22 protein-coding genes are annotated in these 22,511 nt (G+C 62.1%); 8 read left to right on the plus strand and 14 right to left on the minus strand.

Annotation, left to right across the window (positions count from 1 at the left end):
• Window positions 1-8: 8 nt before the first annotated feature.
• The gene (locus I7X09_RS05935) at window positions 9-230 is read right to left on the minus strand and encodes a hypothetical protein (protein ID WP_020968904.1); all 222 of its coding nucleotides are present in this window, start codon (window positions 228-230) and stop codon (window positions 9-11) included.
• A 114-nt stretch (window positions 231-344) separates the two neighbouring features.
• Here I7X09_RS05935 and I7X09_RS05940 point away from each other — a divergent pair, with 114 nt between their 5' ends.
• Window positions 345-917, plus strand: a complete 573-nt coding sequence (locus I7X09_RS05940; RefSeq protein WP_124567904.1) for a DUF2231 domain-containing protein — start codon at window positions 345-347, stop codon at window positions 915-917.
• Between the two features lie 22 nt (window positions 918-939).
• Here I7X09_RS05940 and I7X09_RS05945 read toward each other — a convergent pair whose 3' ends face one another.
• A complete protein-coding gene (locus tag I7X09_RS05945; protein ID WP_003941464.1) occupies window positions 940-1,353 on the minus strand; it encodes a DUF6292 family protein in 414 nt (137 codons plus the stop codon).
• 120 nt (window positions 1,354-1,473) lie between these two features.
• On the opposite strand from I7X09_RS05945, the gene I7X09_RS05950 reads away from it, so the two are divergent.
• Window positions 1,474-2,742 carry a glycosyltransferase gene (locus I7X09_RS05950; protein ID WP_095970490.1) on the plus strand — a complete coding sequence of 423 codons (1,269 nt, stop codon included), beginning with the start codon at window positions 1,474-1,476 and terminating at the stop codon, window positions 2,740-2,742.
• A gap of 68 nt (window positions 2,743-2,810) precedes the next feature.
• On the opposite strand, the gene I7X09_RS05955 is transcribed toward I7X09_RS05950, so the two are convergent.
• Window positions 2,811-3,122 carry an STAS domain-containing protein gene (locus I7X09_RS05955; protein ID WP_234036807.1) on the minus strand — a complete coding sequence of 104 codons (312 nt, stop codon included), beginning with the start codon at window positions 3,120-3,122 and terminating at the stop codon, window positions 2,811-2,813.
• Window positions 3,123-3,645: 523 nt separating this feature from the next.
• Here I7X09_RS05955 and I7X09_RS05960 point away from each other — a divergent pair.
• Window positions 3,646-4,077, plus strand: a complete 432-nt coding sequence (locus tag I7X09_RS05960; RefSeq protein WP_200315985.1) for an ATP-binding protein — start codon at window positions 3,646-3,648, stop codon at window positions 4,075-4,077.
• Window positions 4,074-4,868 carry an RNA polymerase sigma factor SigF gene (locus tag I7X09_RS05965; RefSeq protein WP_020906739.1) on the plus strand — a complete coding sequence of 265 codons (795 nt, stop codon included), beginning with the start codon at window positions 4,074-4,076 and terminating at the stop codon, window positions 4,866-4,868. The genes I7X09_RS05960 and I7X09_RS05965 overlap by 4 nt, the downstream gene beginning before the upstream one ends.
• Window positions 4,869-4,927: 59 nt before the next feature.
• Here the strand turns inward: I7X09_RS05965 and I7X09_RS05970 are convergent, their stop codons facing one another.
• The 4 genes from I7X09_RS05970 to aceA form a co-directional block, all read right to left on the minus strand.
• On the minus strand, window positions 4,928-5,968 hold the full coding sequence (locus I7X09_RS05970) for an NAD(P)-dependent alcohol dehydrogenase (protein ID WP_019744429.1): 1,041 nt from the start codon (window positions 5,966-5,968) through the stop codon (window positions 4,928-4,930).
• 72 nt (window positions 5,969-6,040) lie between these two features.
• Entirely contained in the window at window positions 6,041-8,347 is a 2,307-nt protein-coding gene (gene metE, locus I7X09_RS05975; protein ID WP_200315987.1) for a 5-methyltetrahydropteroyltriglutamate--homocysteine S-methyltransferase, read from the minus strand.
• 92 nt (window positions 8,348-8,439) lie between these two features.
• Window positions 8,440-9,336, minus strand: coding sequence for a 3-hydroxybutyryl-CoA dehydrogenase (locus I7X09_RS05980; RefSeq protein ID WP_003941541.1), 897 nt, complete (start codon window positions 9,334-9,336; stop codon window positions 8,440-8,442).
• 183 nt (window positions 9,337-9,519) lie between these two features.
• Window positions 9,520-10,809, minus strand: a complete 1,290-nt coding sequence (gene aceA / locus I7X09_RS05985) for an isocitrate lyase (protein WP_003941533.1) — start codon at window positions 10,807-10,809, stop codon at window positions 9,520-9,522.
• Between the two features lie 677 nt (window positions 10,810-11,486).
• On the opposite strand from aceA, the gene I7X09_RS05990 reads away from it, so the two are divergent.
• From I7X09_RS05990 to ramB, 4 genes are all read left to right on the plus strand, one after another.
• A complete protein-coding gene (locus tag I7X09_RS05990) occupies window positions 11,487-11,942 on the plus strand; it encodes a hypothetical protein (RefSeq protein WP_234036808.1) in 456 nt (151 codons plus the stop codon).
• Window positions 11,943-12,061: 119 nt separating this feature from the next.
• Window positions 12,062-12,349, plus strand: a complete 288-nt coding sequence (locus I7X09_RS05995) for an FmdB family zinc ribbon protein (protein ID WP_124567903.1) — start codon at window positions 12,062-12,064, stop codon at window positions 12,347-12,349.
• Between the two features lie 81 nt (window positions 12,350-12,430).
• On the plus strand, window positions 12,431-13,690 hold the full coding sequence (gene fmdA, locus I7X09_RS06000) for a formamidase (protein ID WP_050656695.1): 1,260 nt from the start codon (window positions 12,431-12,433) through the stop codon (window positions 13,688-13,690).
• 124 nt (window positions 13,691-13,814) lie between these two features.
• Complete coding sequence (gene ramB / locus I7X09_RS06005; RefSeq protein WP_019744436.1) at window positions 13,815-15,227, plus strand: acetate metabolism transcriptional regulator RamB; 1,413 nt, start codon at window positions 13,815-13,817, stop codon at window positions 15,225-15,227.
• Between the two features lie 5 nt (window positions 15,228-15,232).
• Here ramB and I7X09_RS06010 read toward each other — a convergent pair whose 3' ends face one another.
• The 7 genes from I7X09_RS06010 to I7X09_RS06040 form a co-directional block, all read right to left on the minus strand.
• Window positions 15,233-16,255 carry an alpha/beta hydrolase gene (locus I7X09_RS06010; RefSeq protein ID WP_200315989.1) on the minus strand — a complete coding sequence of 341 codons (1,023 nt, stop codon included), beginning with the start codon at window positions 16,253-16,255 and terminating at the stop codon, window positions 15,233-15,235.
• Window positions 16,256-16,386: 131 nt separating this feature from the next.
• On the minus strand, window positions 16,387-17,406 hold the full coding sequence (locus tag I7X09_RS06015) for an alpha/beta hydrolase (protein ID WP_200315991.1): 1,020 nt from the start codon (window positions 17,404-17,406) through the stop codon (window positions 16,387-16,389).
• Window positions 17,407-17,475: 69 nt separating this feature from the next.
• On the minus strand, window positions 17,476-19,116 hold the full coding sequence (locus I7X09_RS06020) for a class I adenylate-forming enzyme family protein (RefSeq protein ID WP_200315993.1): 1,641 nt from the start codon (window positions 19,114-19,116) through the stop codon (window positions 17,476-17,478).
• A 9-nt stretch (window positions 19,117-19,125) separates the two neighbouring features.
• Window positions 19,126-19,830, minus strand: coding sequence for an ABC transporter ATP-binding protein (locus I7X09_RS06025; RefSeq protein WP_200315995.1), 705 nt, complete (start codon window positions 19,828-19,830; stop codon window positions 19,126-19,128).
• Between the two features lies 1 nt (window position 19,831).
• The gene (locus I7X09_RS06030; RefSeq protein WP_200316004.1) at window positions 19,832-20,605 is read right to left on the minus strand and encodes an ABC transporter ATP-binding protein; all 774 of its coding nucleotides are present in this window, start codon (window positions 20,603-20,605) and stop codon (window positions 19,832-19,834) included.
• A complete protein-coding gene (locus I7X09_RS06035; RefSeq protein ID WP_200316006.1) occupies window positions 20,602-21,630 on the minus strand; it encodes a branched-chain amino acid ABC transporter permease in 1,029 nt (342 codons plus the stop codon). Before I7X09_RS06035 ends, I7X09_RS06030 begins: the two co-directional genes overlap by 4 nt.
• The gene (locus I7X09_RS06040) at window positions 21,630-22,505 is read right to left on the minus strand and encodes a branched-chain amino acid ABC transporter permease (RefSeq protein WP_200316008.1); all 876 of its coding nucleotides are present in this window, start codon (window positions 22,503-22,505) and stop codon (window positions 21,630-21,632) included. The genes I7X09_RS06035 and I7X09_RS06040 overlap by 1 nt, the downstream gene beginning before the upstream one ends.
• Window positions 22,506-22,511 lie beyond the last annotated feature (6 nt).

Here is a 22,511-nt window from a genome sequence, read left to right on the forward strand (position 1 = left end):
AGTCCCGATCAGAACAGGTGTGGGGATTCGCGGTGCACTTTGTGGTCGTGATGAACGGTGCTGGTGTACAGGGCAACCGCCAGTCCGATGGACGCGACACCGGCGAGCCCGGCAATCAACGCCCAACCACCGTGCCCTGAACCGGCGGCCACGAGAAAGCTGCCGAGGCAGACAACTGTGGCCAGCACCAGGAAATACGACGCCCACGCTGCAAAGAGATTGAGCTTCATCTTTCGCTCCTCCGGTCGGATCTCTTTCGTTTCGACCGTACGCCGGAGCATGACGGTCGACAAGACACTCCCGTCGCGAGGTTTCCCGACGTCTACGCCGGGTAGCCGAATTACATGGACATCGGAACTCTTTACCGCGGAATCGAATCCGCTCGCGGACTGGACGGTCCGTCCACTGGCCTTCGGCGCAGAATCCTCGAGATCACCGAGAGATCCGACAGATCGCGCACTGTCGCAGCGCTTCTGCGCGGCGCCGCCGTCGGGCATCCCCTCCACCCCGCTCTCGTGGCCGTTCCGGCAGGCGCATGGACAGCTTCGCTGATCTTCGACACCGTGCTCCGCGATCCGAAGACCGCACGACGATTGATCGGCCTCGGATTGATCTCGACGCCGCCGGTTCTGCTGACCGGCTGGCTGGACTGGTCCGAACGCGGCGACGTCGCCCGTCGTGTGGGCCTGGTGCACGCAGCGTCGAATGCCGTGGGCATCTGGTCGTTTGCCGCGTCATACCGGCTACGCGGAAAGGACTCGCTCGCACTGGCACGTGTTTTCTCGGTGCTGGGACTCGCTGCGGTCGGTGTCGGTGGTGCGCTCGGCGGTCACATCGTCTTCAAACTGATGGACGATCCGGCCGTCGAGGCTGCAGCAACTCCCGTTCTCGATCCCATCCTGGACGTGGTCAACTGAGCGGGCAAGGACTGAATACTGTTCAGGCGTAAGCACTTCCGGAGTAGCTTCGCAGTTCTCGCGCAGTCTCGTCCGAATCCGCCAGGGGTCTGTTCATGACCCAGTGCGGGCTGCGGGTGCCCAGCGTCGCGGCAAAGTCGGCGACGGCGTCCGGGGTCGGCACAGCGTGTTCGCCCAGATATCCGAGAACGATGAGGTCTTCCCCTGAACGAGTCTCCACGGCCAGGGCCCAACCGCATGTTTCCTCCCAGAGCAACGCCACCTCACGCCCTGGAAAACGCGGCACAGTTCGGTCCAACGCGATGTAGGCCTCCAGAGGGTGCTCGCGCCTGCAACACCACTGCTCGATGCCGGCCCCCACGCCGACCGCCACCCGTTGTACGTACCGCTCGAACCCGAGTCCGACGGTTGCGTCGACCAGCATTTGTTCTGTCATCGAACCTCACTCCTCGCCATCGTGTTTGGAATGTGCCCACCGCTGACCACGTCGAAACCCGGTTCAGATCACGGACTCCGGGTATCCCCAGACGAACCGATCAAGTGGAGAGGGGACCCGATGAAGTACTCGCCCGCTATGGCTCCCGGACGAATGCTGAAGATCTCCATGGTGTCGGTGAACGCCGATCCACTCGCACCGGTGGGCTGCTCGGCAGCCGGTGCACAGAACCTGCACGTCGACGAACTGTCCGCGGCCCTGGTGCGAGCCGGACACGACGTCACCGTCTTCACCAGACGGGCACACGTCGGAGGGCCGGACCGCGTTCGCGCCCGCGCCGGGTACTCGGTCGACTACCTCGAGGCCGGCCCGACGCAGGCGCTCCCGGACGCCGACATCCTCCCCCACCTGGGAACCTTCGCCAGCATTCTGCGCGCTCAGTGGAGTACCGACCGGCCCGATGTAGTGCACTCGCACTTCTGGATGTCAGGTGTGGCAACGGAACTCGCGACGCGCTCGCTCGGCATCCCCGTACTGCAGACTTTCCATTCCCTCGGATCTGCGGCGCATCGCCATCTCGGAGCAGCCGACGACAGCCCCTCGGAACGGACTCACCTGGAACCGTTGATCGCCAGGGGCGCAACCCATGTCATCGCGACGAGTTCCGACGAAATCTTCGATCTGGTCCGGCAGGGCTCGCCGCGATCGCGGACCACGATGGTGCCCTCGGGCGTCGACACCGACGCGTTCACCCCGGAGGGCCCCGCCGCGAAGAAGAACGCACCGCACCGATTGATCTGCGTCGGAAGGCTGGTGGAGCAGAAGGGCTTCGATGTTGCCGTCGCCGCGCTGGCTTCGCTGCCGGATACGGAGTTGGTGGTGATCGGCGGGCCACCCGTCGCACAACTGAGCACCGACGAGGTAGCGATCCGCTTGGTCAAGCTCGCCGAGCGACTCGGTGTCGCAGATCGAGTCCAATTATTGGGGAGGGTACCGCACCGCCAATTACCCAAACTGATGCGATCGGCCGACGCCCTCGTGTGCACCCCCAGATACGAACCGTTCGGAATCGCGGCTCTGGAAGCGATGGCATGTGGCGTTCCGGTTGTCGCGACTCCTGTTGGCGGACTGCGGGATACCGTGATCGACGGACTCACGGGGCGCCGGGTCCCGGTCAACAATCCGGTGGAAACCGCGCGTGCAGTCCGCCATCTTCTCGACGACGAGGACGAAGGCGCAGCGTTTGCACGGCAGAGCCGGGCCCGCGCCTGCGAATCGTATTCGTGGGATCACGTCGCCACCGAAGTGGTCCGCACCTACGGCCGTTGCGTCACAGCACCGCCGAGAGCCCGCCAGCACAAGGGCACTCACCGAAGTGAAGTGCACTGACACTGACGGGCTCTACGAAACCGAATTCACGAAGCTGATTTCACGAAGCTGTGGGTGAAACCGCGGGTTCAAGCCGGGAAACGTCGAGTCTCTTCCAGACCGATCGCGTGATCCAAAGACTCGTAGCAGGCAAACATCGACTCCTGACCAGCTGCTTTGAGCAACCTTTGCACCGGGCGGGCGCAGACGAGCGCCAGTGTGCCGCCCACGTCGCGCGATCGCGTCGACAGGACCGACAGCACGGACAAGCCGCAGGTCCCCATGAATTCGAGTTCGGAGAGATCGACCACCAGCGTCCGGTCCGCGGCCACGTGGTACGTCAAGAAGTCACGAAAAGCATTGGCGCTCATCAGATCGATCTCGCCACGAACTTGGATCACAGCGGTGTGTGCACTGATACGGTGCGCGTGAAACGATGCGGTCGCTGTCCCGGTCGCGGGAGGTCCGTAATCTACCGATCCCTTCGCCGCGTTCGTAAAGCCTGAAATTGATGATCCTGGAACAACAGTCATGGTTCTCCCATCCCGCAACGGTTTACACTCTGCAAAAGAGAAGGGACCTCCGAAGGAGACGCACGATGAACGGGTCTCCAGAAATACGGATAAATCCCTCATCGGCTGTGTGCTCAACCTCGGTTTGAAACAGTACGCCAGCATGACGGACGTCACAAGTGCGTTGCGACCATTCGTTTCGGTGTTCCGAACAAAAATGTGGTTTGGTCTGCGGTTCCGCGAGGTAATCCGATGTTGCGATCGCCAACGGTCGTGAGCAGAACTGTGTCGTTTACCCCGGCACCACCATCGACGAAATTTCGTGTTCGGGGGTCACTGTGAAGGTCGGGATGGGTATCGTTCTCGGCACCAGACTTCACGGGGACCCCTGGTACGACGATCCGGAGAACTTATGGCACACCTCAGCGCACTCGAGCCCGATCAAGATCAGACTCAGCCCGTCGTGGAGTTGAGGATTCAAGCGACTCTCGATCAGCTGTCGATTTTGCGTGCACTGGCCGCCACCGTTGCCATTCAGGAAAACTTCGACCTCGACGCCATCGCCGACATCAAACTGGCCATGGACGAAATCTGTACGCATCTGATCGTTCGTGCTGCGCCTGATTCGGTTCTGGTGTGTCGGTTCGTCTTCACTCCCCCGCATTTGCACGTGTCCGTGTCGACGACCACCACGGAGTACGAGGACAGCAGTCAGCGTTCGTTCGGGTGGCACATCCTCACCGAACTCACCGATTCGATTTCGCTCGATCAGGAAGAGAACCTCGGCGGCGTCGGCTACATCACGACCATGAAGTTCACCAAGGCCCTCAGCGGGCGCCTGTGACCGCTTCCGCAGACGGCCCGTCACGCCCGCGTCGGCGGTCCACCGACGAATATCGGGACGTCATACCAGTTTTCGAGGAAATGCGGACCCTCGAGCCACACAGCCCCGAGTACGAACGAGTGCGCACCGCACTCATCACCAGGTGCCTACCGTTGGCCGAACACATCGCCAGACGATTCGACGGGCGCGGCGAGGCGCACGACGATCTGGTTCAAGTGGCGCGGCTCGGTCTGGTCAATGCCGTCGACCGTTTCGATTCCACCCGCGGATCCGATTTCGTCTCGTTCGCGGTGCCCACTGTGATGGGCGAGGTTCGACGACACTTCCGCGACACCGGTTGGGCATTGCGGGTTCCGCGTCGGATGAAGGAATTGCACTTCCAACTCGGGCAAGCCATCAGCGAGCTGTCACAACAACTCGGTCACGCGCCGACCGTCGACGAGTTGGCCGAGACCTTGGGGATCGAACGCGAAGAAGTTGCCCAGGCGCTGATCGCCGGCAACGCGTACCAGACCGTCTCGGTCGACGGGGCCGCGTCCAATCACACCGACGATCTGCCGCTGGTGGAAACACTCGGTGACTACGACGCAGCCCTCGAGAACGTCGAGAATCACGAGGCTTTGCGTCCGCTTCTCGACAAGCTGCCCGAACGAGAGCGGACGGTGTTGATGCTCAGATTCTTCGGAAATCTGACGCAAACACAGATTGCCGAGAAAGTCGGTGTGTCCCAGATGCACGTGTCGAGGTTGCTCGCGAAGACACTGAGTAATCTTCGCGAGCAACTCGACTGAGCTCCGCGAACAATTCGACTGAGCTCCGCGAACAATTCGACTGAGCAGGACCGAGCGGGTCAGATTGTTGCGGTGTCGATCACGAATCGGTAGCGAACGTCGCTCTTGATCACGCGCTCGTAAGCGTCGTTGATGTCGCTCGCCGGGATCAGTTCGATTTCTGCACCGATACCGTGCTCGGCACAGAAGTCGAGCATCTCCTGTGTCTGCGGAATACCGCCCACCATGGAGCCGGCGAGGCTACGACGGTTTGCGGCGAGGGAGAATGCGCGAACTTCGATCGGCTTCTCCGGCAGGCCCAGTTCGACGAGCGTGCCGTTGATGGCGAGCAAGGACATGTAGGCGTCGATGTCGAGATTGACCGAGACCGTGTTGAGGATCAGGTCGAACTCGCCTCGAAGTGCCTTGAACGTCTCGCGGTCGTTGGTCGCGTAGTAGTGGTCGGCACCGAGACGAAGCCCGTCTTCCTTCTTGCCGAGTGTCTGGCTCAGGACGGTGACTTCCGCGCCGAGTGCCTTGGCGATCTTCACGCCGACGTGACCGAGGCCGCCGAAACCGATGATGGCGACCTTCTTGCCGGGTCCGGCGTTCCAGTGCCGCAACGGTGAGTACAAGGTGATGCCTGCGCACAGCAGCGGCGCGGCGACGTCGAGCTCGATGCCTTCGGGGATCGAGAGAACGAAGTGCTCGGTGACGACGATGTGCGTCGAGTAGCCACCCTGAGTGCGTTCGCCGTCGCGTCCGGTGGCGTTGTACGTACCGGTCACACCCTTGCGGCAATACTGCTCTTCGCCGGCCAGGCAGGCGTCGCACTCCCCACACGAGTCGACGAAGCAGCCGACGCCGACGCGGTCGCCGACCTTGTGCTTGGTGACGTCCGAACCCACGGCGGCGACGACGCCGGCGATTTCGTGACCGGGAACGATCGGGTACTTGGCTCCGCCCCACTCGTTGCGAGCGGTGTGGATGTCGGAATGGCAGATGCCGGCAAATTTGATGTCGATGAGAATGTCCAGTGGACCGAGCTCGCGGCGTTCGACGGTGGTCTTCTCGAGGGGACCGTCAGCGGACGTCGCGGCATAAGCAGCAGCAGTAACCATGCACACATGCCTACCCGTGCATGGAGGGACCTGCAAATCGCAGGCCCCTCCATGACTTGTTCTTTACGCGACTTACCCGGCGTCGCGCTCGGCTTGCTCGGCCCGACGACGCAGGCGCCTCGCAGCCGCGACCATGTTGCGCAGCGAAGGCTCGAGCTGCCAGGGATGGCGGGTTTTGAGGCCGCCGTCCGGGTTGGCCCACAAACGATCGAGTGAGATCGATTCGCTTGCCTCCGTGAGCAATTCGTCGAGCTCGTCGATGTCGGGGATCCGAGCCGAACGAGATTCGTAGACACCGGGGCCGACGCCGTGTGTGAGCGCGCCTTCCTTGAGCGCTTCGAGAACCCACGTGATGGAGCGGGTCGCGACGATAGCCGTCACATCGGCGTCCAACCGTTCGATGGCGTCGACCACCGACGACCGAGCGGAGTACGTCAGATGTGTGTGGATCTGTGTTTCCGGCTTCGCTCCACCTGTTGCCAGACGGAACGCGTCGACGGCCCACTCCAGGTAGGCCTCCCGGCCGTCCTCACGCAGTGGCAGCAGTTCACGAATTGCCGGCTCGTCCACCTGGATGATGGCGATTCCGGCGGCTTCGAGATCCGCGATTTCGTCTCGAATGACAAGTGCCAGTTGCTCTGCCGTTTCGTAGAGCGGCTGATCCTGACGAACGAACGAACGAGCGATCATGGTGACCGGACCCGTCAGCATGCCCTTGACCGGCTTGTCGGTCAGCGACTGCGCGTACGCGATCCACTCGACCGTCATCGGCTTCGGACGTGCGATGTCGCCGTAGAGAATCGGCGGACGCGTGCAACGAGATCCGTAGGCCTGAACCCAACCGTTGTGTGTGAAGGCATAGCCCTCGAGCAGTTCGGCGAAGTACTGGACCATGTCGTTGCGCTCGTGCTCGCCGTGCACGAAAACATCGAGACCGATGTCCTCTTGCAGACGGATTGTGCGCTCGATCTCTTCCTGGATGCGCTTGTAGTAGTCGTCCCACTCCAAACGGCCCTGGCCGAGTTCGTAACGAGCCTGGCGAATCGCGTCGGTCTGCGGGAACGAACCCAGTGTCTGGGCCGGAACCAAAGGCAGGTTCAACCGTTCCTGCTGAGCCTTACGACGCTCCTCGTACGGTGCACGCACACGATCTTCGGGCTTGATCGCGTTGACCCGAGCACGGACAGCGTGCTTGAGCTTGAAGTGCACCTTCGTCGGACGCTTACGCCACTTGTCCGAAGGACCTTCGGTGAGCGCCTTCGCCAGTGAGACGACCTCGCCGACCTTCTGCTTCGCAAAAGCCAGACGGTCTGCAACGTCTCCCGGAATGTCGTACTCGGAGAGCACGTCGTACGGCACGTGTAGCAGCGACGACGACGTGGAGACGACGAGGTCAGGTACAACGTCCTTGAGTTCGTTCAGGTACGTCAAGGTGTTGAACCGGTCGACGCGCCAAACATTGCGACCGTCGACGACGCCCGCGTAGATGCGCTTGCGCTTGATGTTCGGCACCGCGGCCAGTTCCTCGGCCGTGATCTTGCCGTGCACCAGGTCCAGACCGAAGGCCTCGATCTTGGTGGGCGCCAAGATATTGAGGGCTTCGCCGAACTTGCCGTACGGACCGGTCACCAACAGACGCGGGCGCAGCGGAGCCGTCGACAGCTTCTCGTATGCACGCCCCAGAGCGGCGAGCTCCTCGGCGGTGCGGTCCTCGGTCACCGAAGGCTCGTCCAACTGAACACAGGTGGCACCGGCCTTGGCGAGCTGCTCGAAGAGCTTCTCGTACTCGGGCAGAAGCGAGTCCAACAGGTCGAGTGGGGTGAAGTTCGGATCGGACTTCTCGGTGGCCGGCCCGACCTTCGAGAGCAGGAGCAGCGAAACCGGTCCCATGATGACGGGGCGCAATTCGATGCCGCGCGCCTTCGCACGATCGAACTCGTCGAGAAGTGCCTCCGAGTTGAGCGAGAACACGGTGTTCGCTTCGATCTCGGGCTGACGGTAGTAGTAGTTCGTGCCGAAGAAGCGCACCAGCTCGAGAGGCGGGAAGTCCGGACGACCGCGTGCCATCGTGAAGTAGAAATCGAGCGGATCGAGGGCGCCCTCGAGCGGCTTGAACCGCTCCGGCACGGCGCCGAAGAGCAGCGCGTTGTCGAGCACGTGATCGTAGAAGGAGAAAGTGTTGCCCGGAACCTGGCTCAATCCCGTCGCAGCCAATTCACTCCAGGTCGATTCCTGGAGTTCCTTGGCGACCGCGAGGAGTGCGTCCTTGTCCGAAGTGCCGTGCCAGTAGGACTCGAGGGCGCGCTTGAGCTCACGGCGCGGCCCGATGCGCGGATACCCCAGGACGCTGGAGCCGAATGCTGCAGTGCTGCTGGACATGCGGTCGACCTTTCTAACCGAGGGGCGCGAGCGCCCTGTGCGCGCTTATGGAGTCTCTACACTCCACAAACGCGCACAGGGGGCTGTGGGCCTTAGCTTGCCTGCTTGGTGGAGCGACCGTTGTCGGCGTATTCGTAGAAGCCCGCGCCGGACTTCTTGCCGGTCAATCCGGCTTCGACCATACGCAGGAGCAGCGGCGGAGCGGAGTACAGCGGCTCCTTGAACTCTTCGTACATTGAGTCGGCGATGGACTTGACGGTGTCGAGTCCGACCAGGTCGGTCAGAGCCAGCGGGCCCATGGGGTGCGCGAGGCCGAGAACGGTTGCCTTGTCGATGTCTTCCTTGGTCGCGAATCCCGACTCGACCATGCGGATCGCCGAGAGCAGGTACGGCACCAGGAGTGCGTTGACGACGAAGCCGGAGCGGTCGGCACTGCGGACGACCTGCTTGCCGAGGATGTCGCTGGCGAAAGCCTCGGCGCGCTGCGAGACGGAGGCACTGGTCTTGAGCGTCGTCACCAATTCGACGAGCGGCAGAACCGGAACCGGGTTGAAGAAGTGCATACCGATGACTCGCTCGGGACGCTTGGTCGAGATGCCGAGCTTCATGATCGGGATCGACGACGTGTTGGACGCGAGAACCGCATCCGGGTCCGTCACGACCGCGTCGAGCTCGGCGAAGATTTCGCTCTTGATCTTCTCGTCTTCGACGACGGCCTCCACGACGAGCTGGCGGTCCGCGAAATCTCCCAGATCGGAGGTGAAACGGAGACGCCATGCGGCCTGCTCACGCTCACGTTCTGTGATCTTTCCGCTGCTCACGCCGCGGTCGAGCGAACGCAGGATGCGTGAACGCCCGGCTGCTGCAAGCTCGCGAGTCTGCTCGAAGACCAGAACATCGACATGTGCGCGGGCGCACACCTCGGCGATTCCGGCACCCATGATTCCGGCGCCGATAACGCCGACGCGCTGAATTTTTTCGCTGGTCACGTCAGCTCCTTGTTTGTCTCGTGGAGTTTGTCTGGTGAAGGTGTTGCAAGAGAAGCACTTCGAACTGCGTCGACGCTGGTGGCCGACGCACTCGGAACTGCCCTGAAGACGAGAGAAGTAGTGCGGTGATACAAGCAGGGGAGAGACCCGAAGCCGAGCCTCTCCCCCACTCGAAGTCAGTTCTTAGTGGAACTGTCCCTCTTCGGTGGAGCCCTTGAGAGCTGCCGTCGAGGTGTTGGGGTCAACGGTGGTGGCGATGGTGTCGAAGTAGCCGGCGCCAACCTCACGCTGGTGCTTGATGGCGGTGAAGCCACGCTCTTCGGCAGCCTTGAACTCGCGCTCCTGCAGGTCGACGAATGCCGTCATGCCTTCGCGGGCGTAGCCGTAGGCCAGGTCGAACATGCCGTAGTTGAGCGAGTGGAAGCCGGCCAGCGTGATGAACTGGAACTTGAAGCCCATTGCGCCGAGCTCCTTCTGGAACTTCGCGATGGTCGCGTCGTCCAGGTGCGCCTTCCAGTTGAAGGAAGGGGAGCAGTTGTAGGCCAGGAGCTGGTCCGGGAATTCGCTGCGAACGGACTCGGCGAACTTCTTTGCAACCTCGAGATCCGGCACGCCGGTCTCCATCCAGATGAGGTCTGCGTACGGTGCGTAAGCCTTGGCGCGAGCGATGCAGGGCTCGATGCCGTTCTTGACGCCGTAGAAGCCTTCAGCCGTGCGGGTTCCGTCGAGGAACGGGCGGTCACGCTCGTCCACGTCGGAGGTGATGAGGGTTGCAGCCTCAGCGTCGGTGCGGGCGATGATGACGGACGGAACGTCCGCAACGTCGGAAGCCAGGCGAGCCGAGGTCAGGGTGCGGATGTGCTGCTGCGTGGGGATGAGCACCTTGCCGCCGAGGTGGCCGCACTTCTTCTCCGAAGCGAGCTGATCCTCCCAGTGGACACCGGCAGCGCCGGCGCCGATCATGGCCTTCTGGAGCTCGTAAGCGTTGAGAGCGCCACCGAAGCCGGCTTCGGCGTCGGCAACGATCGGAGCGAGCCAGTTGCTGACGGAGGTGTCACCCTCGGTCTTGGCGATCTCGTCGGCGCGCAGCAGTGCGTTGTTGATGCGACGAACGACGGTCGGAACCGAGTTGGCCGGGTAGAGGCTCTGGTCCGGGTACGTGTGGCCCGAGAGGTTAGCGTCGCCGGCAACCTGCCAACCGGAGAGGTAGATGGCCTTCAGGCCGGCGCGAACCTGCTGCACAGCCATGTTGCCGGTAAGTGCACCGAGGGAGTTGATGTAGTCCTCGTTGTTCACGAGATCCCACAGGATCTCGGATCCGCGACGAGCGAGGGTCTGCTCCTCGACGACGGTGCCCTGGAGCTTGACGACCTGATCGGCCGTGTAGTTACGAGTAACGCCCTTCCAGCGAGGGTTGGTGTCCCAATCCTGCTGGAGCTCAGCTGCGGTCTTCGGGGTGCCGGTGGTCGACATCAAGACTCCATCTCTTTGATCTGCTGGTCCGGCCTGTTGTGAGCAGTACGTGCGTACTACTTCACATACTTGCCAGGCCCTTCTTGTGTACTTACCGAGAATGGCACATCGAAAAAGTGCCGTCTACCTGTTGCTAATGCCAATCTTCGCTACCTTTTCAACACACTTTGCTAAGTCTGTGAAGATTCCTACACCGCCGACACTGCCCAATCGGACAGATTCCGTACTCGCGAGTAGCAAAGAAACCGCAGGCTGTGAACGAAATGCACACAACTCCGCCGCTTGCGAATTCCGGCAGTTCACGCGGCACTCGGAACAGGCCCGTCCGCTACTTCGGAGCCAACTGCACTACCTGCAAGTGACCGCAATCACTCCGCGGCAACAGCCCTCACTCGGACAATTCCGGGAACTACCCTTCGGAAAGCCACAGACAACCCGTTCGCCAGCCATATGCTGTCGAACCATGACTTGTCGTTCGACACCCTCGACACCACCGACCGGGCGATAAAGCTGTGTCGAACAACTACCAGCAGCCGTCGAACAACCAGGCATGGTCGCAATCCGGTCCGCAACCGCCGCAGTTGGGATATCGAGCCGCCCCACAGTCCTATCCCCCACCGCAAGGGTTCCCACCAGGTCCACCGCGTGGGAACCCTCCGCCACGGCGACCCGGCTGGGTGATTCCGCTAGCTGTCATCGGTGTCGTCACAGTGTTGGTGCTCTTCGGCGGGCTTGCATGGGTTCTCTGGCCGAAGGACGTTCCCAACTCGGCCGCCGGTGGCGCCGCCCACACCACCACCGCCACGAACACACCCGGCACCACGACAACCGCTCCCAGCACGACATCCCCGACGACCACACGCGCCGCGAACTTCCCGGCAGGTGCGGCCGCCTGCCCCGGTGGGCAGGCGGCCGGAAGTTACAAGGAGTCCGCGACCAGTGGAGGCAAAACTTCGTGCGAGTTCGCCGAGGCAGTTCGGATGGCCTACGGAAACTCCGGTGCCGCGGGTACATCCAGGACGGTATCCGCACGTAGTCCGGTGACCGGCAAGGAGTACACGATGGCGTGCAAGGCGGCCTCCGGCATCGTCACCTGCACCGGCGGTGACAACGCGGTTGTGTACTTGCGCTGACGTACGCACTTGCGGCATCGGTTACCCGGGGTTTGTCGTTCCGGTGTCACCCTCGCCGTTCCAGTGTCACCCTCGCCGTTCCAGTGTCGCACTGACGGATCCTCCGATAGCGTGACCGCATGCCTCTGTACGAGTTTCGCTGTACCGGCTGCGGCCCGCTCGAGCGGTCGTTCGCGATGGCCGAAGTGCCCCAGTCGATTACTTGCCCCCAGTGCAGTCTCGAGTCCAAGCGGGTGGTCTCGTCTCCCCGGTTGAGTCACGCGTCGTCGGCCGCGATGGGTCTACTGGACAGCACTGCCCGATCAGCGCACGAGCCTGCCGTGGTCAGTGGGTCACTACCGGGCCGCGGCCAGCGATCTGCCCCGACGACGTCCAATCCGTTGCACCGCAAGCTACCTCGCCCCTGAGCGACATCTTCGCGAGCCCCGATCCGACACGAAAGTCCTGCCGCCACGAGTTTTCCGTTTCGTCGAGAATGAGGAGTGCATATGCCTGAACTACTGTTTCCACTCGATTCCGCCAAGAAATTCACCGACCAGGCAATCGTCGGCCACAATCGGTGGCACCCGGACATCCCCGCGGCGGTGACGGTGAAACCCGGTGACTCGTTTCGTGTCCATTGCCGCGAATGGTTCGACGGCGCAATCCACAACGACGACTCGGCCGACGACATTCTCAATGCACCGCTGACGACTGTCCACACGCTGTCCGGCCCCTTTGCCGTCGAAGGCGCAAAGCCCGGCGACCTCTTGATCGTCGACATCTTGGACATCGGGCCTATCCCCCAAGAGGATTCGGGTCCGTTGGCCGGTCAAGGCTGGGGTTACACCGGCATCTTTCCACGGAACAACGGCGGCGGCTTCCTCACCGAACAGTTCCCCGACGCGTACAAGGCCGTCTGGGACTTCTCCGGGCAAACGGCGACGTCGCGCCACATTCCGCACGTCTCGTTCACGGGCATCGTCCACCCAGGACTCATGGGCACGGCCCCGTCGGCAGCGTTGCTCGCCAAGTGGAATGCCCGCGAGGGAGCCCTCATTGCCACCGATCCCAATCGGGTTCCCCCGCTTGCACTTCCGCCCGAGCCCCGTGATGCAGTACTGGGTACCTTGACCGGCGACGAGTACACACGCGTGGCCGGCGAGGCGGCCCGCACCGCTCCCCCGCGCGAGAACGGCGGAAACCAGGACATCAAGAACCTCACCAAGGGCAGCCGAATCTTCTATCCGGTATTCGTGGACGGCGCGAATCTGTCGGTCGGCGATCTTCACTTCTCCCAGGGCGACGGTGAGATCACATTCTGCGGCGCCATCGAAATGGGCGGCTTCATCGATCTTCGTGTGGACATAATCAAAGGCGGCATGGATACCTACGGCGTTTCCGAGAACGCCATCTTCATGCCGGGAAACACGGATCCGCAGTATTCCGAGTGGCTTGCGTTCTCGGGCACTTCCGTCACGCTCGACGGCGAGCAGAAGTACCTGGATTCACATCTGTCCTACCAGCGTGCGTGCCTGCATGCGATCGAGTATCTGACCAAGTTCGGTTACGCGCCCGAACAGGCGTACCTGCTGCTGGGTGCGGCGCCGATCGAGGGCCGTCTGTCGGGCGTCGTGGATATCCCCAACTCGTGTTCGACGGTGTATCTCCCGACTGCGATCTTCGACTTCCCCCTCGCTCCGTCTTCGAGCGGACCGTTCCAGATCGATCCCGGAATCGGCGCCCCGCGTTCGGAGAACAAGGTCTAGGCCTCCGGCCCGTGCGTGGTTAAGGAGTGCCAGGACTCCTTAACCACTCACGGGGGCGGAGCCCCTGTGCGAAGTCTGCGAACCCACCTTTGCGAAGCCGGGCCGTCACTCGTATCCTGGGGAAATGTCGAAAACCTTTGTCGGTGTCCGGCTCCGCCAACTGCGGACCGAGCGCGGGTTGAGCCAGGCTTCGCTGGCCAAGACGCTGGAGATCTCGGCAAGCTATCTCAATCAGATCGAGCACGACGTTCGCCCGCTCACCGTGCCGGTCCTCCTGCGAATCAGTGAAGTGTTCGGTGTCGACACCACCTTCTTCTCCCCGCAGGACGACACACGTTTGATCGCGGAAATGCGCGAGGTCGCTCTCGATCAGGAGATGGGCATCGACGCCGACGCCCACGAAATCGCGGAGATGGTCTCCACCCACCCCGGCCTCGCCAAGGCGATGGTGAACATGCATCGCCGCTTCCGCAACACGACGGCGCAGCTCGCCGCAGCGACGGAGGACCGATTCTCGGACGGCAGTGGCAGCGGTTCGATCACCATGCCGCACGAGGAAGTGCGCGACTACTTCTATCAGCGGCAGAACTACATTCACGATCTCGACACCGCGGCCGAAGAACTCACTGCCCGGATGCGCTTTCACCGCGGCGACGTCGCCGGCGAGATCGCCAGACGCCTCGAGACCGTCCACGGCGTGCAGATCGTTCGACGAGTCGACCTGGGCGAGAACATACTTCATCGATACGACCCGGACACCAGAGTCCTGGAAATCTCCGCGAGGCTCTCCGGCGGGCAACAGGTCTTCAAGTTTGCGACGGAACTCGCCTATCTCGAGCACGGCGACCTGCTCGACTCGTTGGTGGCCGAGGGCAACTTCACCAGCGAAGCGTCGGTCTCCCTGGCGCGACTTGGATTGGCCAACTACTTCGCGGCGGCCACCGTGCTCCCCTACAGCCAGTTCCACGACGTCGCCGAGGACTTCCGGTACGACATCGAGCGCATGTCCGCCTTCTATTCCGCTAGCTACGAGACGATCTGCCACCGCCTCTCGACCCTGCAGCGCCCCAAACTTCGCGGGGTTCCGTTCATGTTCGTACGTGTCGATCGTGCCGGTAACATGTCGAAGCGTCAGTCCGCCACCGGCTTCCACTTCTCCACCAGCGGCGGTACGTGTCCGCTGTGGAACGTCTACGAGACGTTCTCCTATCCGGGCAAGATCATGCCCCAGATCGCACAGATGCCCGACGGCCGCCGATACCTCTGGGTTGCGCGCACGGTCGAACGTCGAGCGGCTCGATACGGGCAGCCCGCAAAGATCTTCGCCATTGGATTGGGATGCGAGATTCGACACGCGCACCGGCTCGTCTACAGCGACGGTCTGGATCTGGACGAGTCGAATCCGGGAACGCCGATCGGCTCGGGCTGCCGCGTCTGCGAACGCCTCAACTGTCCGCAGCGTGCCTTCCCTCCGTTGGGCAAGGACCTCGACATCAGCGAGCACCGGAGTTCGATTTCGCCTTACGTGATTCGCTGAGCGCGCTACCGCACGTGGTTGCGAAGGAACGCGACTGTGCGATCGAACGCGATCATCCCGTCCACGGTATCGAGGTCGAACTGATATTCGTGGTCCAGCGCAGGCTCGTGGTCGTCGGGGTAGAACAGTGCGTCGACTTCGACGCCGAGATCGGCGAGCCGTTGCGCCATGGGTTTCGACTGACTGGCGGTCAGCGGGTCGATGTTTCCGCCGGTGATGAACGTCGCGGGAAAGGTCGAGGTCACATGCCCGAGTGTCGACATCTGACCCACTGCAGTCGACCCGTCGAAGTCCCTCGTTCCGAGGTATCCCCACAACGATTGCTTGTCGACGCCCCAACCGAGGTACTTCCCCTGTGACAGCAGCGGTTTCAGATCGAACACCCCGCAGTCGAGGACGACTCCACGTATCTGTTCGGGGCGTAGTGCCGGTTCAATCCCCATCTGCGACGCGTAGTCAGGGCTGGTCATGACGGTAGCCAACTGACTGGACAATTGCGCGCCTGCCGAATCTCCCGCAAGGAAGAGATTGTTCGAATCGACATGCAGCCTGTCCGCATTGCTCGAGAGATATCGATACGCGTCGTTCAGCTGATTCACGGCGGTGGGGTAATACGCATTCGGCCCCAGTGAGTAGTCCACCGAAACTACGGTGAACCCTTGATCTGCCAGCAGTTTGTAGTAACCGGACGCATCGGTTCGCGAACCTGAAATCCAGCCACCGCCGTGTACCCAGATCACCGTCGGCAGCGGAGAAGTGGACTCCGACGGGTAGTACACGTCGAGTTGCGCATCGGCGTCGCCGTCGCGATACGACTGTTCGAGGACCGAGACGATTCCTGATGGCGCCTGCCTGTCGAGTTGTGCGTGAGTCGCTTCGGAGCCACCCGCCGACATCCACCGTACGAGGAGAACTCCTGGCCACGGACTGACGAGTGCCGCGGTTACCCCAGACAGCAGAATGACGACGAATACCGCAGCGATTCCGACAATGCGCCTTCGCCGTCTGTCGGGGGAAGACGCGCGCACAACAACTCCTGGGGTCGGATCGGATTCACCCAGGCTAGACCAAAAGGACTAGTCGAGAATTCCCTGGCAACGCATCCGCGGCGCTTTGTCTGAAATGACCATTTATGTAGCGACTCAGCATCATCCGACAACTAGCGGGTATGTGCGTCGAGAAACTGAACCGTGCGATCGAGTGCAGTGAGACCGTCGGCATTGTCCAGATCGAACTGATACTCGTGACCGAGCGCCGGAACGTGATCGGCCGGATAGAACAGTGTGTCGACCCCAACTCCCAACCCCGTCAATTTGTCAGCCAACGGTTTCGACTGAGAATCTGTCAAAGGATCCGCGTTGCCGCCGCTGACGTAGACCGGCGGAAATCGATCGGTGACGTAGTTCAAGGTCGACATCTGATCCGCCGCTTCGGTACTCATGAAGTCGCGCACCCCGGTATACGCCCAGAGGGACCGATCAACTCCCCAGCCGATGATGCCTGGCCCGCCGACCATATTCCCGACATCGTAGATGCCACAGTTGAGGACTACTCCGCGCAACTGATCCGGCCGCAGCGACGGGTTCACGCCCACACGGTCCGCATACGCGGGATCAGTGATGAGAGCGGCGAGCTGACTCGAAAGTTGTGCTCCCGCAGAATCACCGGCGAGAACAATCTTCGTCGGATCAACATGCAGTCGTTCCGCATTCGCGACGACGTACGCGTGAGCGTCGTTGAGCTGCCGCACTGCAGTCGGATAGTGGTGCTCGGGTCCGAGTGAGTAGTCCAGGGACACAACGGTGTAGCCACGAGAGGCCAGCAACTCGTAGTACGGCGCGTAGTTGGACTTGCTTCCCGAGATCCAGGCACCGCCATGAGTCCAGATCACCGTAGGCAGCGCGGTCGTCGTCGCCGCGGGAAAATAGACGTCCAGATATGCGTCGTCGTCATCGGCGCGGTACCGCTGGTCCTTGATCGAGTCGACACCATCCGGAGCGTGCTTCTCCAGCGCCTCGGTGACTTTCACGGCGTCACGATCGAAGACCCAGCGCACGGTGAGCGCGCCGGGTCTCGGGCTGAGCACAAAGGCCAGAACCACGGCGCCGACAAGGACGATCACGATCCCGAGTGTCCACAGTGCTCGCTTGCGCCATCGGTGCGGTGAAGGGTTCGTCATCGGGTTTCCCTCACTCTCGGCACAATGTCCGGATCAGCCTAGCGCGAAGCCGATACCGCCAAAGCGCGATCAGCCGAGTTCAGCGATCCGCCGCTGCGCGAGTGCCTTGACTTCGCCCTTGGCTACTTTGCCGCCTGCCGCCATCGGCAATTCGGCGACCGTCATCACGTACTCGGGTATGTACTCGCGGGTCACTCCTCGGCTCTGCAGCCAGGCGGTCAGGTCCTCCGAACTCAGATCGTCATCGGCGGACACGACGACCGCACAGACCTTCTCACCGAACAGCGGATCGTCGACTCCGACCACGGCAACCAGTTCCACCGAAGGGTGCGCGCGCACGTACTCCTCGACTTCGACCGCGGAGATGTTCTTGCCGCCTCGAATGATGATGTCGGCCTTGCGCCCCACCACCCGCACCCGCCCGGTCTCGTCGATCTCGACGATGTCGCCGAGAAGCATCCAACCGTCGTCGGTGTACAACTCGTCGTTTGCATCGACGTCGCCCCAATAACCCTGACACATCAGCGGGCCGTTGACCCCAGGCTGACCACGACGGACCGAGCCCGTCACTTCCTTTGCCGCATCGTCGAATACACGAACTTGCATACGATCGATGACGTGGCCACACGTCTTCAGTCGGGTATCGGAACCGTCCGAAACCGTCGTCACCGAGACCGCGCCGGTTTCGTTCGAGCCGTAGAACTGCAGAACCGCCGCTCCGGTACGTTGTTCGAAGGCCAGTGCCTCCGAATACGGCACGGCTTCACCACCGGTGAACATGAAACGAAGTGACGAGAGATCGGCGGATTCCGCGGCCTCCGAACGCAACAGCATCTTGAATTGTGTACTCACACAATTCAAAGCAGTCACCCGTTCGCGCTCGATCAACTCGATCATCACCGAAACGTCGAAGCGTTCCATGACGACATTACGAGCACCGAGTAGCGCCGGCAGGAAATGCGAAGTCCAGAGACCGAATCCGAAAGGCGCCGGAACCCCGCCGAGGAACACCTCATCCGGACCGATCGCCGCCGCCTCGGCTGCAATCTCGGAGAAACCAACCCAACGATCCTCGGTTTGTGTGACCAGTTTGGGCAGGCCCGTCGTGCCGGAGGTCGAGTTCAGCATCGAAACGGCTGACGTGACAAAACACGGACTGGTTGCGGGGAACTGCTTTAGCTCGACCGGCAACGAGGTGAGTTCGCCGTTTGCGCTCACGCGTTCGAAACTCACGTCGGCGCGTTCGTCGGCGAAGACGACGTCCAGTCCGGGATGCTCTACCCGCAGACTCGCGACGAGTTCGGCGGTATCGACGCCTCGCAGCGTGCGAGTGGTGACGAGTACGGAGGCTTCCGAGCGGGCGATCAGATGAGAGATCTCGCGAATGCCCGAGCGCGAACCGATTCCGACGGCGACGCGGCCGGTACGAAATGCTGCGCAGAGAGCGGCATGGAATACAGCGGTGTCGGGGAGCAACACGGCTACATGTCCGTACCCCTCACCAGCTAGATCCAGCGCCGACGCGATCGCATCGGCAGCCGCGTCGTACTGTTTCCACGACACCTTCGAATCCGGAGTAACGAAGGCGGTTTCGTCCGGGATGGTCTCAGACCAATGCCTGACCATTTCGCTGATGCTGACGCCGGCGAACCGGTCCGGATTCGTGGCGAATTCACCGACGGTGAAGTCGAGTGTCTTCGTTTCAAGCATGATCGTCGATCATCTCCCGTCGGCGCTGAGGACGCCCATCGATTGTTTGTACGCGTTGTCCAGTGTCGCTGCGGAATCGCATTCGCGGACGAGTTCGCCGCGCTGCATGACATATCCGCGGTCGACAACCGATTTCAGTGCAGTAAGTGCCGGTTCCGTCACGATGACGGTCACGCCCTCGGCGGCCAGACCCCCGACCAGCGCTCGCAGCTCCGCGACGATTTTCGGCGCCAGTCCTGTCATCATCTCGTCGAGGAGCAGCACCTTCGGGGTTTCCAGAAGGGCCCGCCCCAGAACCAACATCTGCTGCTCACCACCGCTGAGGACCCCGGCATAACTCTCCGAGCGTTCACGCAGGATCGGGAACCTCTCGAAAGCTGTTTCCACGGCTTCGGCTTTCAATCCCAGCAGGTCTGCGCCGACGCGTAGGTTCTCGCGAACGGACATTCGCATGAACAGTTGCCTGCCTTGGGGAACGTAGGCAAATCCGCTGCGGACACGATCCAGTGCCGATAATTTCTGGATCTCTCGACCATCGAATCTGATTGTCCCGGTGGCGGGAACCGAGCCGTAGATGGATCCCGCCAAGCTGGTCTTGCCTGCACCGTTCGGTCCGACGATCGCTGTCACTTCTCCGGCGGGGGCGACAAGGGAGACTTCCCGGACGGCGACAGAGGATCCGTATCGAACTGTGACTCTGTCGAGTTCGAGCATGTCAGGCGCCTTCCTCGTATTCGGAACCGAAATAGACTTCTCGCATCGCGTCGCTGGCCAAGCACTCCTGCGGTGGTCCGTAGAACGCCACTGATCCGAAATTGAGCAGCACGATCTTGGTGGCGAGCGCCGCGATGAGATCGACGTTGTGATCGACCAGGACTACTCCTTTGCCCTGCGCGGCAATCGATCGCACGGCACCGGAGATGGCAGCGATGCCGTCGTGATCCGCGCCGGCAAACGGTTCGTCCAACAGGAGAACATCGGGTTCGGTCGCCATCGCCCGCGCCACCTCGACCAGACGCTGCGCGCCCAAACTGAGATCCCCGCAAGCACTCTCGACATCGGTGACCGAGTATCGCACAGCGATCTCCCGGGCCCGCTGTGCTGTCCGGTCCCAGTTCTCGAAAGGTCCTTTGATTGCCCACCACAGCGAGTGCAGCGGTGAGGTGATCTTGTGCCCGTACAGTCCCGGGATGATGTTGTCGACGGCGTCGAGTTCCGCCGCGAGCTGCGGATGTTGAAACGTGCGCGAGAGCCCTTGCCGTGCACGGCGCTCCGACGGCCCGGTCAAGGGAGCACCGGCGAGCGCGACGGTTCCGGAGTCTGCTTGCTGTGTGCCGAAGATGCAGTCCACCAGTGTGGTCTTGCCTGCCCCGTTCGGGCCGACCAGGCCGATCACCTCTCCCGGTCCGACGCTGAACGAGACATCGTCGACAGCGCGGACGCCGCCGTAGGACTTGTGGAGCCCGCTCACTTCGAGTAGCCGCGTCATCGATTGCCACGCTCCTTGTACAGACGGTTCATTCGACCGAGAACGTTCTGACTCCACCCGATCACCCCACCAGGCGCGACGGTGAGGATCACCAGGACGGCTCCGGCAAGCAGGAGTTCGCCGCTTCCCTGGTAGCCGGGCATGTTCAGCGTCACGATCACCACGATCAATGCACCGAGCGGCGCACCCCACGCCGAGCCGCGACCGCCGATGATCGGCATGAAGATTGCGAGGAAAACAATACTGAGAGTGAAGGTTTCAGGGGTGACAGCTTGCACCGACACGGTGAACAGCGATCCGCCGGTCGACGCGATCGCGGCACCGATCGCCAGCGCCACGACGGTCAGGTGCGCAGGATTGACGCCGGAAGACCGTGCGACATTACGATTGTCGCGGGCAGCTTGCAACATCAGCCCCCACACCGATTTCCGGAGTCGATCGACAGCGACCGCGATCAGACACACGAACAAGATCGCGAACACGACCAATGCGTAGCGCGGTGGCTCCCAGCCGAACATCGTCACAGTCTCGACGCCCGAAATCCCGGCCGAACCGCCGGTGAAACTCGGCCCGTCGATCAACCAGTGCTCGAAAGCGATACCGAACAACAAGGTCACCGCGGCAAGGTAGAAGCCGGAGAGTTTCTGCGTTGCCAAGCTGAGGAGTACTGCAACCGCTGCAGCGGCGAGGGCGCCGAGAATCCATCCCCACCACATCGACAACCCGGTCCGAACCGAAATCAGCGCAACGGCATACGCGCCGATCGCCGCGTACGCGCTGTACGCCATCGACAATGATCCCGCGAGAACGAATGGCACGTACATTCCGAGTGCGATCAGCGAATACGTCGCAGCGAGAAACACCAGATCCTGCCGGTACAGACTCGGACCCATCCACAGAAGCACGGCGGCAACCACGGCTACGGTGATCAGCGCTTCTCGTGACACGGCGAGCATCCTCGTCCGGGAACCGCCGGCCGGAGTGGGCGGACGTGACGTCAGCGGACTGGTAGAAAGCGAGGCCATCACACGCGAACCTTCCTCGAGAGCAAGCCTTCCGGACGGAAAGCGAAGAACACCAGGGCAATCAACAGAATGGCGGTTTGAGCAGCACTCGCACCGAAGTAGTACGGGGCGAAAACCTGGACGACGCCCAACACCATTCCGCCGATCAGCGGAGCCCAACTCCGGCCGGTACCACCGATGACGAGTGCGATGAATGCCGTCAGCGTCCATGACAGACCGCTCGTGAACTGAACACCGGCCTTGGGAGCGAACAGAAGTCCGGCGACGGCGGCGATCACGCCTGCGAGGGTGAACGCGATGAGGCGAACCCGATCCACCGGCAAGCCCAGGACGCGGGCGGCATCCGGACTGTCGCCGACGGCGCGAAGCAGACGGCCCGACGTGGACCGGTTCAGCCACAGTCCGATACCGACGAAGATCGCTGCGGTACCGACGACGAGTACAACGGTCGAGCTGTCTACGGTGGCACCGAGCACCGATATCGGATCGAAGTCGAAGATCTTCTGCCCGGGAAGTGGTGTGCGGCCGAAGACAGTACCGGCGAGCTGCTGGATCCCGAACAGTACTGCCGTCACCGCCACCAACGCCGGTAGTTCACCCCGACCCGAACGCTTCTGAACCTGTTTGACCACAAGCTTTTCCGTCAGGACCGACAGCGCCACCGCCACCGCGATCCCCAGCGGCATGGCTATCCAGAGAGCGAGCCCGTAATTGATCGCGACCCAACTCGACGCCATGGCCGCAGCCATCGCGTACGGGCCCATCGCAAAGTTGAAGAAGTCGGCGCCGACCACCACGAGGTACATTCCGAGGGCTATCAGAGAGAAGAAGGCACCGATCTCGATGGCTGCGAGCCACAGTTGTGCATCTGTCATGTCAAG

It is taken from the genome of Rhodococcus sp. P-2 (assembly GCF_016598535.1).
Lineage (GTDB): Bacteria > Actinomycetota > Actinomycetes > Mycobacteriales > Mycobacteriaceae > Rhodococcus_F > Rhodococcus_F baikonurensis.